Source organism: Nocardia wallacei, from assembly GCF_029869545.1.
Lineage (GTDB): Bacteria > Actinomycetota > Actinomycetes > Mycobacteriales > Mycobacteriaceae > Nocardia > Nocardia wallacei_A.
This window is the reverse complement of the sequence record NZ_JARWQD010000014.1, coordinates 1-15,439: the sequence shown is the minus strand read 5'-3', so window position 1 is coordinate 15,439 and position 15,439 is coordinate 1. Positions and strand designations below refer to the sequence as shown.

The 15,439-nt window shown below is 69.3% G+C and carries 16 protein-coding genes; 12 read left to right on the top strand and 4 right to left on the bottom strand.

Going from position 1 to position 15,439, the window contains the following annotated elements; translation table 11 throughout:
- Positions 1–135: 135 nt before the first annotated feature.
- Positions 136–699 (bottom strand): WKL family lipoprotein, encoded by a 564-nt coding sequence (locus tag QH290_RS00335; RefSeq protein ID WP_483244231.1) that lies wholly within the window; start codon positions 697–699, stop codon positions 136–138.
- Positions 700–884: 185 nt separating this feature from the next.
- Here QH290_RS00335 and arc point away from each other — a divergent pair, with 185 nt between their 5' ends.
- The 4 genes from arc to QH290_RS00315 all read left to right on the top strand — a co-directional run bounded on the left by arc (position 885) and on the right by QH290_RS00315 (position 5,345).
- Complete coding sequence (gene arc / locus QH290_RS00330; protein WP_280269978.1) at positions 885–2,645, top strand: proteasome ATPase; 1,761 nt, start codon at positions 885–887, stop codon at positions 2,643–2,645.
- Between the two features lie 191 nt (positions 2,646–2,836).
- Positions 2,837–3,157: a hypothetical protein gene (locus tag QH290_RS00325; RefSeq protein ID WP_280269977.1), complete on the top strand. Its 321-nt coding sequence runs from the start codon at positions 2,837–2,839 to the stop codon at positions 3,155–3,157.
- Positions 3,158–3,189: 32 nt separating this feature from the next.
- Complete coding sequence (locus tag QH290_RS00320) at positions 3,190–3,819, top strand: TetR/AcrR family transcriptional regulator (RefSeq protein ID WP_280381641.1); 630 nt, start codon at positions 3,190–3,192, stop codon at positions 3,817–3,819.
- Positions 3,816–5,345 (top strand): ArnT family glycosyltransferase, encoded by a 1,530-nt coding sequence (locus QH290_RS00315; RefSeq protein WP_280381640.1) that lies wholly within the window; start codon positions 3,816–3,818, stop codon positions 5,343–5,345. Before QH290_RS00320 ends, QH290_RS00315 begins: the two co-directional genes overlap by 4 nt.
- A 97-nt stretch (positions 5,346–5,442) precedes the next feature.
- On the opposite strand, the gene QH290_RS00310 is transcribed toward QH290_RS00315, so the two are convergent.
- Positions 5,443–6,171, bottom strand: coding sequence for a peptidylprolyl isomerase (locus QH290_RS00310; protein WP_280381639.1), 729 nt, complete (start codon positions 6,169–6,171; stop codon positions 5,443–5,445).
- A gap of 211 nt (positions 6,172–6,382) precedes the next feature.
- Between QH290_RS00310 and QH290_RS00305 the strand changes: the two genes are divergently transcribed.
- From QH290_RS00305 to QH290_RS00285, 5 genes are all read left to right on the top strand, one after another.
- Positions 6,383–6,661 (top strand): hypothetical protein, encoded by a 279-nt coding sequence (locus QH290_RS00305; protein ID WP_280262630.1) that lies wholly within the window; start codon positions 6,383–6,385, stop codon positions 6,659–6,661.
- Between the two features lie 313 nt (positions 6,662–6,974).
- Positions 6,975–8,396, top strand: a complete 1,422-nt coding sequence (gene hydA / locus QH290_RS00300) for a dihydropyrimidinase (RefSeq protein WP_280262556.1) — start codon at positions 6,975–6,977, stop codon at positions 8,394–8,396.
- A gap of 22 nt (positions 8,397–8,418) precedes the next feature.
- A complete protein-coding gene (locus tag QH290_RS00295; protein WP_280381638.1) occupies positions 8,419–9,447 on the top strand; it encodes a TIGR03842 family LLM class F420-dependent oxidoreductase in 1,029 nt (342 codons plus the stop codon).
- A gap of 16 nt (positions 9,448–9,463) precedes the next feature.
- Entirely contained in the window at positions 9,464–10,774 is a 1,311-nt protein-coding gene (locus QH290_RS00290; RefSeq protein WP_280381637.1) for an aspartate aminotransferase family protein, read from the top strand.
- A 10-nt stretch (positions 10,775–10,784) separates the two neighbouring features.
- Positions 10,785–11,486, top strand: coding sequence for a TIGR00266 family protein (locus QH290_RS00285; protein ID WP_280381636.1), 702 nt, complete (start codon positions 10,785–10,787; stop codon positions 11,484–11,486).
- A gap of 5 nt (positions 11,487–11,491) precedes the next feature.
- On the opposite strand, the gene QH290_RS00280 is transcribed toward QH290_RS00285, so the two are convergent.
- On the bottom strand, positions 11,492–12,010 hold the full coding sequence (locus QH290_RS00280; protein WP_280381635.1) for an NUDIX hydrolase: 519 nt from the start codon (positions 12,008–12,010) through the stop codon (positions 11,492–11,494).
- A gap of 1 nt (position 12,011) precedes the next feature.
- On the bottom strand, positions 12,012–12,740 hold the full coding sequence (locus QH290_RS00275) for a GntR family transcriptional regulator (RefSeq protein WP_280381634.1): 729 nt from the start codon (positions 12,738–12,740) through the stop codon (positions 12,012–12,014).
- Between the two features lie 170 nt (positions 12,741–12,910).
- Here QH290_RS00275 and QH290_RS00270 point away from each other — a divergent pair, with 170 nt between their 5' ends.
- The 3 genes from QH290_RS00270 to QH290_RS00260 form a co-directional block, all read left to right on the top strand.
- A complete protein-coding gene (locus QH290_RS00270) occupies positions 12,911–14,185 on the top strand; it encodes an MFS transporter (RefSeq protein WP_280381633.1) in 1,275 nt (424 codons plus the stop codon).
- Positions 14,186–14,212: 27 nt separating this feature from the next.
- Complete coding sequence (locus QH290_RS00265; RefSeq protein WP_280381632.1) at positions 14,213–14,962, top strand: LamB/YcsF family protein; 750 nt, start codon at positions 14,213–14,215, stop codon at positions 14,960–14,962.
- A partial coding sequence (locus tag QH290_RS00260) for a carboxyltransferase domain-containing protein (protein ID WP_280381631.1) occupies positions 14,959–15,439 on the top strand: 481 nt, incomplete at its 3' end. The genes QH290_RS00265 and QH290_RS00260, both read left to right, overlap by 4 nt.

The following is a 15,439-nucleotide window of genomic DNA, read 5'->3' as shown; positions in this document are numbered from 1 at the left end:
CGCGGAATGCGGGGGGGTGGTAGATCGTTCGGCTGGGTGGGGGGACTTCGTTTTGCCGGGCGGGCGCTTTGGTTTTCCCGTGGGGGGGGCGCGATCGGCCCACCCGGCAGGTGTGAGGTTGGTGCGGGTGGGGTATCAGGGCTGGCAGGGGGCCTTGCCCATGGCGAGGATCTGGCAGGCGGAGGCGTCGGAGAGTTGCCAGCCGGCGTCGTCGTGTTCCCAGGTCATGGGCATGGCCGGGGCGGCGCCGTGCGGGGAGGTGACGACCACCTGGGCGGTCGCCCGCTCGCCCTCGGTCTTGACGTCGGACACGGTGAAGGTGATCTTGCCGTAGTTGGCCAGGCCCTGGGTCATGGTGTCGATATTGGCCGCGCGCTTCTCGCCGTCCTCGACCAGTTTCTGTTTGTCGGCGGTGGATTTGGCCGGGTCGACGAAGCCGTCGAGGGTGGCCTGCAGCGCCTCGGGGGTGGGCGCCGCGGCCCCGCTGTGGTCGTGGGCCGAGCCGCTCGCCGCGCTCGAGGCGGCCGCGGCGGTGGTGCTGCTCGCCGCCGAGTCCTCGGAGTTGTCGGAGCCGCATGCTGTCATAGCGGTAACGGCGAGTGCGGCGAAAGCGGTAGCGGTGACAAGACGAATCCGGGAAACACGAACAGAGTGTGCGACGTTGCCACTACAACGGGTACCACCGGTGGGAAGGAGCATCGAGTAACACACCTTTCGGCTCGGTCCGGCGATATGAACTCGCCGGAAACAGGTTAGGGGAGGCTAACATGGTCATCCCGGCCGCTGGCCGCAGCTGAGATGTGATCACGACGAAACCATGTCGGAAAGCGAGAACGGTTCGCGCCCGGTAGCGTTGATAGACCGGGACTGGGAGGAGCAGCATCATGAGCCCCATCGAGAATTCGGATTCGGCGGCCTGGAGGGAACTCGAGGTAGTACGCGCCGAGGCGGCTGCACTCCGAAGGCAACTCGCCGACACGCCGGATCGGTCAAGGGAATTGGAAGCGCGCATCGATTCGCTGACGATTCGCAACACCAAGCTGATGGACACCCTCAAGGAAGCCCGCCAGCAGTTGGTCGCCCTGCGCGAGGAGGTCGACCGGCTGGGCCAGCCGCCCAGCGGCTACGGCGTTCTGATCGGTGTCTACGACGATCAGACGGTCGACGTGTTCACCTCGGGGCGCAAGATGCGGCTGACGTGTTCGCCGAATATCGAGACGTCCACGCTGCACTACGGGCAGAGCGTCCGGTTGAACGAAGCACTCACGGTCGTCGAGGCCGGCACCTTCGACCAGACCGGCGAGATCGGCACCCTGCGGGAGATCCTCGATGACGGGCGCAGGGCGCTGGTGGTCGGCCATGCCGACGAGGAGCGGGTGGTGTGGCTGTCGGGCCCGCTGAGCAAGCTGGTCGACATCGACGACCTCGACGATCCGGATCAGCCGATCCGCAAGCTACGGCCCGGCGATTCGCTCCTGGTGGACACCAAGGCCGGCTTCGCCTTCGAGCGCATCCCCAAGGCCGAGGTCGAGGACCTGGTCCTCGAGGAGGTGCCCGATGTCGACTACGAGGACATCGGCGGCCTGTCGCGCCAGATCGAGCAGATCCGCGACGCGGTCGAACTGCCCTTCCTGCACAAGGACCTGTTCCGCGAGTACGCGCTGCGCCCGCCCAAGGGCGTGCTGCTCTACGGCCCGCCCGGCTGCGGTAAGACGCTGATCGCCAAGGCGGTGGCCAACTCGCTGGCGAAGAAGATCGCCGAGGCGCGCGGTGAGGACGCCAAGGAGGCCAAGTCCTACTTCCTCAACATCAAGGGCCCCGAGCTGCTGAACAAGTTCGTGGGCGAGACCGAGCGCCACATCCGGATCATCTTCCAGCGGGCGCGCGAGAAGGCCTCCGAGGGCACCCCTGTGATCGTGTTCTTCGACGAGATGGATTCGATCTTCCGCACCCGCGGGTCGGGCGTGTCGTCCGATGTGGAGACCACGGTCGTCCCGCAGCTGCTGTCGGAGATCGACGGCGTCGAGGGCCTGGAGAACGTCATCGTGATCGGCGCCTCCAACCGCGAGGACATGATCGATCCGGCCATCCTGCGGCCCGGCCGCCTCGATGTGAAGATCAAGATCGAGCGCCCGGATGCCGAAGCGGCACAGGACATCTTCTCCAAGTACCTGACCGAGGAACTGCCGCTGCACGCGGACGACATCGCCGAGTTCACCGGCGACAAGTCCAAGTGCATCAAGGCGATGATCGAGCGCGTCGTCGACCGGATGTACGCCGAGAGCGAGGACAACCGCTTCCTGGAGGTCACCTACGCCAACGGCGACAAGGAGGTCCTGTACTTCAAGGACTTCAACTCCGGCGCCATGATCCAGAACATCGTGGACCGCTCCAAGAAGTACGCCATCAAGGCGGTGCTCGAGACCGGCAACCCGGGCCTGCGCATCCAGCATCTCTATGATTCGATCGTGGACGAGTTCTCCGAGAACGAGGACCTGCCCAACACCACGAATCCCGATGACTGGGCCCGCATCTCGGGTAAGAAGGGCGAGCGGATCGTTTACATCCGCACGCTGGTCACGGGCAAGAACGCCTCGGCCAGCCGGGCGATCGATACGGAGTCGAATACGGGCCAGTACCTGTAGACCCGCAAGTCCCAAGGGCCGCAACTCCCCGGAGTTGCGGCCCTTACGCGTGCACGGGCTGTAACGAGTGCACCCGCCGATGTGATCTACACCACGTAATCTGGTTGCTGTTCGATAGCGGCCGGTGGATCGAACGAGCGTGGGCCCTCTTCGGGTCGGGGCGGTGAGCCCCACGCCGATGGGAGGCTGTCATGAGGAATTCTGTGCGGCGCGTGGCGGCGGGTGCGGCCGCGGCCACATTGATCGGCGCGGGTGTGCTGGCCGGTGCGGGACCGGCTGCGGCGCAACCGGATCCGTTCTGTTCGGCGAATCCGGTGGCGGGCACGGCGGCGTATTCGCAGTGCGGCGGCCCGGTCTGGCATCAGGTGCGGATCACCTGCTGGGCGTGGTGGTCCTGGTTCTCGAGTTATGAGCGATGGGGGAATCCGGCGTTCGGCGCGCAGCAGTCGTGGACCAGCTGCGATCTGCCGTTCAGCATGCAGACCTGGCAGGTGGTCGTGCATCCGGGATGACATCGTCTGACCGGCTGCGCTAAAATTTGGCCGTGCGGCCAGAAAATAGTTCGGACGGCCAACAGCGGTCGTTCATCGAGGAGGCGCGGCGGCGGCAGATCATCGCCGCCGCCGTGGAGGTGATCTCCGAGTTCGGTTACGGCAACGCGTCTTTGGCCAGGATCGCCAAGCGGGCCGGGATCTCCAAGGGCGTCATCTCCTACCACTTCGACGGTAAGGACGACCTGATGACGCAGCTGGTGATCCAGCTGTACGTCTCCGCCGCCGAACGGATCGCACCGCAGGTCGGCGCCGCGCAGGGCGCGCGCGACCAGCTGCTGGCCTACCTGTCGTCGAATCTGGAGTTCATCGACGCCAACCGCAGGTACGTGGCGGCGCTGACCGATGTGGTCCTGAATCTGCGCGACGGCGAGGGGCGGCCCCGCTTCGCGATGGGGGACGGCGAGCGGGAGATCATCCGGCCGCTGATCGACATGCTGCGGGAGGGGCAGCGGACGGGGGAGTTCGGCGACTTCGATCCGGTGGCCATGGCGAAGTCGATCCGCGATTCGATCGACGGCGCGGCGGGGCGCGCGATCAAGGAATCGAATTTCGACATGCCTGCGTACTCGGCCCATCTGTGCCGGCTGTACGACGTGGCCACACGGAAGGAGCACGGGTGAGTACGACGGTGCTGGGCAACGAGCGGCCGCGGGAGGACACGCGCGCGCAACCACCGGGCTACGCGCTCGGCGCGGTCTCGATCGCGGCCGCGGCCGGGACGGTGGCCATGCTGCTGTCGATCGGCCGGTACGGATTCTTCGGCGACGAAATGTATTTCGTCGCCGCGGGGCGCCGGCTGGCGGTGAGCTACGCGGACCAGGGGCCCCTGCTACCGACGATCGCGCGGTTGATGGACCTGGTGGCGCCGGAATCGGTGGTGGCGGTGCGGATTCCGGCGGTCCTGGTGACCGTCGCCGCGATCTTCGTCAGCGCGCAGATCGCCCGGGAGTTCGGCGGCGGGCGGGCGGCGCAGGTGCTGACCGCCCTCGCGTACACCACCTCGCCGTTCCTGCTGGTGCAGGGAACTCAGCTGGCCACCAATACGATCGACACCGCGCTGTGGGTGGTGATCAGCTGGCTGCTCGTGCGCTGGGTGCGGACCCGGCGGGACGCGCTGCTGCTGTGGGCGGCGCTGGTGACGGCCGTCGATATGCAGGTGAAGTGGCTGATCCCGTTCTTCTGGTGCGCCGTCGGCGTGGCGGTGCTGATCGTCGGGCCGCGGGACCTGCTGCGGCGCCGTGCGCTGTGGGCCGGTGCCGTGCTGGTGGGCCTGACTATGATCCCGAGCCTGATCTGGCAGGCCGCCCACGGCTGGCCACAACTGGGCATGGGCGCCGTGGTCGCGGGGGAGCAGGACGGGATCGGCGGTCGGCTCAGCTGGTTGCCGATGGCGCTGATCTGCGCGGGCCTGCTGGGCGGAATACTGCTGGTGGGCGGGGTGTGGGCGCTGTTGCGCGCGGAGGCGCTGCGCCCGTATCGGTTTCTGGGGCTGGTGCCGCTGCTGCTGACGGCGGCGTTCCTGATCACCAACGGGCGGCCGTACTACGCGGTCGGGTGCTACGCGGCCGTGATGGCGGCGGGTGCGGTGTGGTGCACGCGGGTGCCGGTGGCGCGCTGGCGCAAGCTGGTCGTGGTGCCGCTCGCGGTGCTGTCGGCGGTGCTGGTGATCTCCTCGCTCCCGTTGCGGCCGGAGCGGGATATCGAGCCGGTGGCGGACGAGGCGAACTGGGCCGCGGCGCTGGGCGCGAACGGAAAGCTGGGCTGGCCGGAACTGGCGGAAGCGACAAGCGCGGCCTATCGGGCGCTGCCCGAATCCGAGCGCACGCACGCGGTGGTCGTCGCCGACTCGTATTGGCAGGCGGGCGCTTTGGAGGTCTTCCGAAACCAGGTGGGACTGCCCGCGATCTACAGCCCCAACCGCGGCTTCGGATATCTCGGGACCCCGCCGGATACGGCGACGACGGTGGTGTGGGTCGGCGGCGACGGCACCGAGCCACGGTCGTGGTGCGGCACGGTGACGGCGCTGGGCCGCGCGGAGGCGAGGCTGGGAGTCCCCGGCCTCACCCGCGACGTCACCATCTGGCGCTGCGACGGACCGCGCGAGCCGTGGTCGCGGGCGTGGCCGGACATGCTGCGGCTGAGCTGAATTCCGTGCACACCTGGCCGGTCGCACTCGGCCTCTGCCGCAGCTCAGCGCTCGCGCGACCGGGCCCGGCGGACTCGGCGGGCCCGGTCGGCGAGTGTCAGCCCTGGCCCGCGGTCACGGATTCGAAGACGACATCGGTGGCCGGGGCGCCGTCGGACGCGCCGTCCTTGGCGCCGCCGGAGGCGATGTTCTGCAGCACGTCCATGCCGGTGGTGATGCGGCCGAACGGGGTGTACTTCGGCGGCAGCGGGCTGTCGGCGTAGACGAGGAAGAACTGGCTGCCGTTGGTGTTGGGCCCGGAGTTCGCCATGGCGACGGTCCCGGCGGGATAGGTTGCGCCGGTGAGGTTCTCGTCATCGAAACGATAGCCGGGGGTGCCGGTGCCCGTGCCGGTGGGATCGCCGCACTGCAGCACGAAGATGCCCTCGGTGGTCAGGCGGTGGCAGCGGGTGTGGTCGAAGTACTGCTCACCGGCGAGGAAGGCGAACGAGTTGACGGTGCGCGGCGCGTGCGCGGCGTCGAGGGAGACGGTGATCGCGCCGCAGTTGGTCTGCAGCGTGGCGGCGTAGGGGAAACCCGGGTCGATCGCCATCGCGGGCTCGGCCGGCCACTGCTTGCCGTTGGGCTGCGCCCCGGAATCGGTCATGCAGCCGGGGACCGCGGTGTGGCCCGGCAGGGGTGCCGCGAAGGCGCGGCCGGTGACCACGATCGCGATCGCCACACCCGCGGCCACGAGCCCGATCCGGCGCAAAGTCTTGCGCTGCTTGCGAATCCGGCGTTCCGGGCGGTCGTTGCCGGGCTGTTGAGGTTGCGCGACGCTGTTCACCGGGGTGGGCCTCCTGCATCAGGGGTACATGGGACGATAACGCCCGGCATCATTCCACGCCCGGGCGCCGATGTGGTGGGGATGGGCGGATCGCCATCGATCGGGCGCGGTTCCCGCGGTGCGGGGCCCGGCGGAGTTAGAGTTGCGGCGCAATTGCTCGTATCCGACCGATCACCGACGCCGCGGCGCCGGGGCGAGAATGGAGCAAGGGATGAAACGCGTCGCTTTCGGTCTGGTGGGCGTCTGTGCGGCGATGGCGAGCGCGGGCGCGCTCGCGGCGGGGCCCGCCCCCGCGGCCGGTATCCCCGAGGGCGTCTACTGCTTCCGGTCGATCTGCTACAACAGCACGCCCGACACCCAGGCCGTGACCGGCACCGTGGTGTGCCCGTGGACGGAGCTGCCGGTCACCTGGGCCATCCCGCCCCACAGCGCCGCCTCGGTCGACGCGGCGTGCCCGGCGGGCGAGCGATCGGAGGGTGTGCGGTTCTGAACCGCCCGGCCCCGCGCCCGGCGGCGTGATCGTTGTCGCCTGCGCGGGGGACGGGGTGAAGCGGGGTGATCGTTGCTCGCGCGGGGAATGGGGTGTAGCGGGGTGGTCGTTTGCTCGCGCGGGAATGGGGTGTAGCGGGGTGATCGTTTGCTCGCGCGGGGAACGGGGTGTAGCGGAGTGTCCGATTCGTCCGCGGGGAATGGGGTGAAGCGGGGGTGATCGTTTCGGCCGCGTGGGGAACCGGTGAATGCGACACTGGGCGCAGTGGTAACGGCAGGTTCCGGACCTGTTCCAGCACGCCTACGGAGCGCTGATGACACGCATACTCATTCGTGGCGGAACGGTGGTGTCCGCCACGGGATCCCAGCCACTGGACGTGGTGATCGACGGCGACCGCGTCGCCGCGCTGCTCCGGCCGGGGACCACCGTCCTCGGCGTCGACCCGGCGGCGAGCGTGGACACCGTCATCGACGCCACCGGGAAGTACGTGCTCCCCGGCGGCGTGGACGGGCATACCCACATGCAGATGCCCTTCGGCGGCACCGAGGCATCCGACACCTTCGAAACCGGTACGCGCGCCGCGGCATTCGGCGGCACGACCACCATCGTCGACTTCGCGGTGCAGAAACCCGGTGTGCGCGTACAGGATTCGATCGCGTCCTGGCACGAGAAGGCCGCCGGGAACTGCGCGATCGACTACGGCTTCCATCAGATCATCGGCGAGGTGAACGACGAATCGCTGAAGGGCATGGCGGAACTGGTGGCCGAGGGCGTCACGAGTTTCAAACTGTTCATGGCGTACCCGGGGGTGTTCTACTCCGACGACGGCCGGATCCTGCGGGCCATGCAGGCCGGTGCCGAACTCGGCGCACTGCTGATGATGCACGCCGAGAACGGCATTGCCATCGATGTGCTGGTCGAGCAGGCGCTGCGGCGCGGCGACACCGCCCCGTACTACCACGGCACGACGCGGCCGTGGCAGCTCGAGGCGGAGGCCACGCACCGCGCGATCATGCTGGCGCAGGTGACCGGGGCTCCCCTGTACGTGGTGCACGTGTCGGCCAAGCAGGCCATCGAGCAGATCGCCGAGGCACGCGGCAAGGGGCAGAACGTCTTCGGTGAGACCTGCCCGCAGTATCTGTACCTGTCGCTGGAGGAGCAGCTGGGCGCGCCGGGCTTCGAGGGCGCCAAGTGGGTGTGCTCGACGCCGTTGCGCTCGCGTGCCGAGGGGCACCAGGACGAGCTGTGGCGGCACCTGCGCACCGGCGGTGTCACCACGGTCGCCACCGACCACTGCCCGTTCTGCATGAAGGACCAGAAGCAGATGGGGATCGGCGATTTCAGCAAGATTCCCAACGGCATCGGCGGCGTGGAGCATCGCATGGACCTGATGTTCCAGGGCGTCAGGGACGGGCGGCTGTCACTGGAACGCTGGGTGGAGCTCTGCTGCACCACGCCCGCACGGATGTTCGGGATGTATCCGCGCAAGGGGGTCGTCAGCCCGGGCGCCGACGCCGACATCGTCGTGTACGACCCGAACGGGCACACCAGCATCGGCGTCGGCAAGACCCACCACATGAACATGGACTATTCGGCGTACGAGGGTTTCGAGATCGACGGGCACGTCGACACCGTGCTGTCACGGGGCCGGGTGATCGTGGACGGCGGGCGCTACCTGGGCCGCCCCGGCGACGGGCGGTTCATCGAGCGCGGCCTCTCGCAGAATCTGCTCTGACCACCGGAACGGAGTGTGCGATATGGATATCGGCGTCGTGCTGCAGTGCACGCCACCGGCCTCGCGCGTGGTGGAGCTGGCGAGAGTGGCCGAGACACACGGGTTTTCGCATGTGTGGACCTTCGATTCGCATCTGCTCTGGCAGGAACCGTACGTCATCTACAGCCAGATCCTCGCCGCCACACGGAAAGTGATCGTCGGACCGATGGTGACCAATCCGTCCACGCGGGACTGGACGGTGACCGCGTCGACGTTCGCCACCCTCAACGACATGTTCGGCAATCGGACCGTCTGCGGCATCGGCCGCGGTGATTCGGCGGTCCGGACCCTCGGCGGGCGTCCGGCCACGCTGGCGACGCTGCGGGAATCGGTCGAGGTGATCCGGGAACTGGGCAACGGGCGCAGCGCGCGGGTGGGCGATACCACGATCCGGTTTCCGTGGGCGCACGCCTCGCGGCTCGCGGTGTGGATCGCCGGATACGGGCCGCGCGCACTGGATCTCACGGGCGAGGTCGCCGACGGGTACATCCTGCAGCTGGCCGATCCGGACATCGCCGCGTGGACCATCGCGCGGGTGCGCGCGGCCGCCGAACGGGCGGGCCGGGATCCCGCGGCGGTCACCATCTGCGTGGCCGCGCCCGCCTACATCACCGACGGCACGGTGGCCGCGCTGAAACACGCGCGCGAGCAGTGCCGGTGGTTCGGCGGGATGGTCGGCAACCACGTCGCCGAGATCGTCGCGAAATACGGTGCGGGGGGCGAGGTTCCGGCCGCGCTCACCGACTACATCGCCGGGCGGCGGGGCTACGACTACAACCAGCACGGCCGCGCGGGCAATATCCACGCCGACTTCGTGCCCGATGCCATCGTGGACCGGTTCTGCGTGCTCGGCACCCCCGACGACCACCTGGCGCGGCTGGGGGAGCTGGCGGAGCTCGGCGTCGACCAGTTCGCCGTCTACCTCCAGCACGATGCCAAGACCGCTACCCTCGACGCCTACGGGGAATCGGTGCTGCCGCGCCTGGGCGCACCGGCCGCCGCCACGGAGTAGGGAAAGGTAGTAACCGATGGACCACGTCTTCTATCCGTGGAGCGCCCAGGCGAGCGTGGATCCGGTGCCGATCACCGGTGCCGAGGGCTCGTGGTTCTGGGACGCCACCGGCAAACGCTACCTCGACTTCTCCTCGCAGCTGGTGAACGTCAACATCGGGCATCAGCATCCCGACGTGGTGGAAGCGATTGTGGCGCAGGCGAGATCGCTGGCCACCATCTCGCCGACCGTCGGCAACGAGGCACGCAGCGAGCTGGCCCGGCTGATCGTCGAGCGCGCTCCCGGGGAGCTGAACCGGGTGCTGTTCACCACCGGCGGCGCGGAGGCGGTCGAGCACGCGGTGCGCCTGGCCCGCAGCTGGACCGGGCGCACGAAGATGCTGTCGGCCTACCGCTCGTATCACGGCGGCACCGGCACCGCCATCGGGCTGACCGGCGAGCCGCGCCGCTGGGGCGCCGAACCCACCAATGTGGACGTGGTGCGCTTCTTCGGTCCCTACCCGTACCGATCGGCCTGGGGCGCAACGACTCCCGAGGAGGAGTCCCAGGCGGCGCTGCGGCATCTGCGCCAGGTGATCGAACTGGAAGGCCCGCAACACATCGCGGGCCTGATCATGGAGACCGTGGTCGGCACCAACGGCGTGCTGGTGCCCCCGCCCGGATACCTGGCCGGGGTGCGGGCGCTGTGCGACGAATTCGGCATCGTCTACATCGCCGACGAGGTGATGGCAGGATTCGGCCGTGTCGGTGAGTGGTTCGCGGTGCGGGCCTTCGACGTGGCGCCGGATCTGATCACCTTCGCCAAGGGCGTGAACTCCGGCTACGTCCCGCTCGGCGGGGTACTGATCGCCGAGCGTATCGCCGAGCGCTACGACCACACCGTGTATCCCGGTGGCCTCACCTACGCCGGTCATCCGCTGGCCTGCGCGTCCGGGGTCGCCTCGATCAAGGTGTTCGAACGGGACGGGATCCTCGACCACGTCCGCACGGTGGGCGCCGATGTGCTCGGAAAGGGCCTGCAGGACTTGGCAACCCGGCATCCGTCGGTCGGTGAGGTGCGCGGCCTGGGCTTCTTCTGGGCGCTGGAACTGGTGCGTGACCGCGGTACCCGCGAACCGCTGATCCCGTTCGCCGCCACGGGCGCGGCCGCGGAACCGATGCGGCGGGTCACCGCCGCGGCCAAGCAGCGCGGCGTCTGGCCGTTCAGCGTCGCCAACCGCCTCCAGATCGCGCCGCCGCTGACGACCTCGGCCGAGGATCTGCGGCTCGGCCTGGAGATCCTCGACGAGGCACTGACGGTGGCCGACGGCTGTGTGAGGTCGACCTGATCGATATCTCGTGGTGCTAACCTTCGCGGATGTGAAGGTGGAGTTGCGGCACAACCCCTCGTCGACGATCGCGCGCTGCCTGCTGGCCGGGGGCGAGCCCATGCGAGTGGAAAGCGGTGCCATGGTGGCACATTCGGCCGGTGTGACGCTGGCCGCCAAGGCGGAGGGCGGCATCCTCGCCGGGCTCAAGCGGTCGGTGCTGGCGGGGGAATCGTTCTTCGTCTCGACGTTCACCGCCCCGGCGCAGGGCGGCTGGGTCGACGTCGCGCCCGCCCTGCCCGGCGATATGCTCGCGCTGCCGATCGCGCCGGACCGCCCGTTCTTCATCAGCCGGGGCAGCTGGATCGCCAATTCCCATGGCGTGCAGGTGGAGACGAAGTGGGCCGGATTCGCGAACCTGTTCGGCGGCGAGGGCGGATTCGGCCTGCGCGCGCACGGGCAGGGCGAGGTGGTCCTGGGCGTGTTCGGCGCGATCGACGTCATCGATCTGCAACCCGGCGAGGTCGTCACGATCGACAGCGGACATGTGGTCGCCTACGACCTGGCGCTGAATTTCAGCATCCGCCGGGCGGTTTCGGGACGCTCGCTGCAGTCGTTCAAGACCGGGGAGGGCCTCGTCTTCGACTTCACCGGCCCGGGTCGCGTGCTGCTGCAGACCCGCAACCCGGGTGCCTTCGCCGCCTGGGCGGGAGCGGTGACCTCCTCGGGCTGAGGTGGTCAGGTCAGGAGGTCGTCGAGGAGGACCCGGGTGTCGGGGACGAAGGGGAAGCCCGGATCGTCCAGGCGCGCACGCAGTTCCGCGTCGGTCCACCACCAGCCGTCGGCGATCTCTTCGGGCTGGTGCCGGATCGGGCCGTCGTAGCGCAGCTGATAGGCGAACAGGTGGCAGCGCATCGGCGCACCCAGCCAGATGCCGTCCCACGAGGCGGTGGCCAGCGGGAGCGGGCGGTCGTCGTCGGGGCCGAGCCGGATGCCGAGCTCCTCGCCGAGTTCGCGCACCGCCGCCGCGGCCGGATCCTCGCCCGGGCCGAGCACGCCTCCGGCGAGGCAGTCGTGCATGCCCGCGAACACCATCTTGGTGTCGGTGCGCCGGTGCACGTACAGCCGCTCGCCGTCGCCGGACCGCACCAGCACGCCCGCGCTGGCGTGCCACAGGCCCTCGGCGTAGACCACCGACCGCTCGGCACTGCCGGTCTCGCGTCCGGCGCGGTCGTAGACCGCGATGACCTCGCCCATATCAGTCGGCCTGCTCGATTCCGGCGTAGGCCGCCAGGATCTGCGATTCGGCGTCGCCGAGATAGTCGGCCAGCATATCGGCCGCCTCCGCCGCCCGCCCCCCGGCGAGCGTGTCCAGCACCTCGTGATTGCGGCGCAGGTACGGCCGATGGAAGGCGTTCGGATCGGCGACCACGTGGAAGATCAGCCGCAGCTCGTTCCAGACGTTCGCCATCAGCGCATCGAGCAGGCGGCTGTCGTTGAGTGCGGTGACCGCCCGGTGGAAGTCGACGTCGGCGGTGCCGACTCCGGTCCAATCACCCTGCGCCGCACACTGGTCCGCGCGCACCAGGGTGGCCGCGACCGGGCCGAGATCGGCGCCCGTGCGCGGATGATCGCGCAACGCAGCGCATTCCACGATGCGGCGGCACTTGTAGACCTCGGCGACATCCGCGGCGCTCGGAATGCGCACGAACACACCGCGATTGAGCTCGTGCACGACCAGCCGCTCCTCGATCAGCGTGCGAAACGCCTCGCGCAGGGTGTTGCGCGAAACCTTCAGCGCCGCACAGATATCGGGCTCGGAGAGCCGGGTGCCGGGCCGGAACGTGCCGTCCAGGATGCGATCGCGGACGATATCGGCCACCTGGGCGCTGCGGCTGGCGCGATCGAGGCGTCCGCGATGCGCGGCGAGCGCCGCATAGCTCTCCTCGGCCGCGCCGGGCGGCGTGCTGGCAGACGCCGACGTCATCGAAGTCCTCCTCCTGGTACCGACCGGATGTGCGGGATCGAGATTACCCGCTCGGCGACGCCATTCCAGAACGATCCGTTCGTGGTATTGCAGGATCGTTGAACGATTTCGTACGATCGAGACCTGCACCACACTCTCCCCGAGATGCCCGAGGGGTCATCATGACGGATATGCCCACCACCACCGCTCCGGCCGGTTCCCGCGCGACGGCGGGGTTCTTCGACTGGTTCCGCAGTTTCAGCGCGACCGGGAAGCGTGCCTTCCTCGGCGCCTTCGGCGGGTACGGCCTGGATTCCTACGACTTCCAGGTGCTGCCGCTCGCCCTGGGCGCGATCGCGTCCTACTTCGCCATCAGCACCGGCCAGTCCGGGTTGCTCACCACCGTCACCCTGGTGGTGTCCGCGGGGGGCGGGGCGCTGGCCGGTGTGCTGGCCGACCGGATCGGCCGGGTGCGCACGCTGCAGCTGACCATCGCGGTGTACGCCCTGTTCACGGTGCTGTGCGGCCTGGCGTGGAACTTCGAGTCGCTGCTGGTGTTCCGGGCGCTGCAGGGCCTGGGCTTCGGCGGGGAGTGGGCGGCCGGGGCGATCCTGGTCGCCGAGTACGCCAAGCCGGAGTATCGCGGCCGCGCGGTGGCCTTCGTGCAGAGCGCGTGGGCGGTCGGCTGGGGCCTGGCGGTATGCGTGTACACGGTCGTATTCCAGATGTTCGACGAGGCGCTGGCGTGGCGGGTGCTGTTCTTCACCGGCGCGCTGCCCGCGCTGCTGATCGTCTGGGTGCGCCGCAGCGTCACCGATGCCGCGGCGGTCACCGAGAAGCGGGAGCGCGCGGCCGGTGAGCGCGGCCGGTTCGGGGCCATCTTCGGCCGGGATCTGGTGCGCACCACGATCTTCGCGAGTCTCATGGCCACCGGCGTGCAGGGCGGGTACTACACGCTGGCGACCTGGCTGCCGACCTATCTGAAGAACAGCCGCGACCTCACCGTGGTCGGCACCGGCGGATATCTGTTCTTCCTGATCGGCGGCGCGTTCCTGGGCTACGTCACCGGCGGCGTGCTGACCGACCGGATCGGCCGCAAGCGCAATATCCAGCTGTTCGCGGTGCTGTCGGTGGTGTTCATGGTCGCCTACACCCAGATCCCGGACGGCGCCAACACCCTGGTCCTGGTGCTCGGGGTGCCGCTGGGCTTCTCCACCTCGGCGATCTTCTCCGGATTCGGTTCATACTTGTCGGAGCTGTATCCGACCGAATTCCGCGGGACCGGCCAGGGATTCACCTACAACATCGGCCGCGGGGTGGGCGCGGTCTTTCCCACCGCGGTCGGCTACCTGGCCTCGACGACGCTGGGGCTGGCGGGTGCCATGCTGTTCGGGGCGCTCGGCTACGCGATCGCGGTGCTGGCATTGTTCGGCCTGCCGGAGACGCGTGGCCGGGAACTGGTGTGAGACAAGCGATTGCGCGAGGCGGTGACTGTGATGATCGATCTGAACAGCGATCTCGGCGAGGGGTTCGGCGCCTGGTCCATGGGTGACGACGCCGCCCTGCTCGAGATCGTCACCAGCGCCAATATCGCCTGCGGGTTCCACGCGGGCGACCCCGCGATCATGCGCCGCACGTGCGAACTGGCCGTGGCGCGCGGGGTGCGGATCGGCGCCCATATCTCCTATCGCGACCTGGCCGGGTTCGGGCGGCGCGCGATGGCCGTCCCGCCGCGGGAGCTGGCCGACGAATGCCTGTATCAGATCGGCGCGCTGGACGCGTTCGCGCGGGCCGCGGGGGATCGGGTGCGCTACGTGAAACCGCATGGGGCGCTGTATCACGCGGCCTCGGCGGACCGGGCCGTCGCGGATGCGGTGGTCGACGCGATGACCTCCTTCGGCGGGCTCGGACTGCTGGGCCTGCCCGGCTCGCAGTTGGCGGCGGCCGCCGCGGCGGCGGGAATCGAGTTCTACGCCGAGGGATTCGCCGACCGCGCCTACACGGCGGCCGGGACCCTGGTGTCGCGGTCGGCGCCCGGTAGCGTGCTGGACGAGGAATCGGCGCTGGCGCAAGCGATTTCGATCGCGGTGGACGGACAGACCCGGGACATCGACGGTGCGCGGGTCACCGTTGCGGCCCGCAGCCTGTGCGTACACGGCGATTCGCCGGGCGCGGTGGCGATGGCGCGGTCGATCCGGGATGCGCTGACGGGCAAGGGAATCGGCGTCGAGGCGTTCTCATGAGCACGGTGCACGCGGTTCGTGCGCTGCGCATCCTGCCCGCCGGGGACCGGGCGCTGCAGCTGGTACCGGCCGACGCCGACACTTTGGCCGGGCTGGTCGACGCGCTGCAGCGGAATCCGATCGAGGGGATACGCGACTGCCTGCCCGCCGCGCGGACGGTGCTGGTGACGCTGGAACCGCGGGTGCGGGTGGACAGGGTCGAGGCCCGGCTGCGGGAACTGGCCGAGGCCGCCGCGGAGCAACGGCCGGAATCGTCCGCGATGACCGACCCGGTGCTGATTCCGGTGCGCTACGACGGCGAGGATCTCGCGGAAACCGCTGCGGCACTGAATATTTCGGTGCACGAACTGATCGACCGGCATACCGGAGCGCACTGGCGGTGCGCGTTCATCGGTTTCGGGCCGGGGGGGGGGGATTTAGGGGGGGCCCGGGCGGGGGGGTGGGGTGAGCGGGGGGCCCCGGGGGCGCCCGGGGGGG

Bases quoted from the DNA above. Each gene is read 5' to 3' on its own strand.
- QH290_RS00335 (WP_483244231.1), bottom strand. From the start codon at position 699: ATGCTCCTTCCCACCGGTGGTACCCGTTGTAGTGGCAACGTCGCACAC.
- arc (WP_280269978.1), top strand. From the start codon at position 885: ATGAGCCCCATCGAGAATTCGGATTCGGCGGCCTGGAGGGAACTCGAG.
- QH290_RS00325 (WP_280269977.1), top strand. From the start codon at position 2,837: ATGAGGAATTCTGTGCGGCGCGTGGCGGCGGGTGCGGCCGCGGCCACA.
- QH290_RS00305 (WP_280262630.1), top strand. From the start codon at position 6,383: ATGAAACGCGTCGCTTTCGGTCTGGTGGGCGTCTGTGCGGCGATGGCG.
- hydA (WP_280262556.1), top strand. From the start codon at position 6,975: ATGACACGCATACTCATTCGTGGCGGAACGGTGGTGTCCGCCACGGGA.
- QH290_RS00295 (WP_280381638.1), top strand. From the start codon at position 8,419: ATGGATATCGGCGTCGTGCTGCAGTGCACGCCACCGGCCTCGCGCGTG.
- QH290_RS00290 (WP_280381637.1), top strand. From the start codon at position 9,464: ATGGACCACGTCTTCTATCCGTGGAGCGCCCAGGCGAGCGTGGATCCG.
- QH290_RS00280 (WP_280381635.1), bottom strand. From the start codon at position 12,010: ATGGGCGAGGTCATCGCGGTCTACGACCGCGCCGGACGCGAGACCGGC.
- QH290_RS00275 (WP_280381634.1), bottom strand. From the start codon at position 12,740: ATGACGTCGGCGTCTGCCAGCACGCCGCCCGGCGCGGCCGAGGAGAGC.
- QH290_RS00270 (WP_280381633.1), top strand. From the start codon at position 12,911: ATGCCCACCACCACCGCTCCGGCCGGTTCCCGCGCGACGGCGGGGTTC.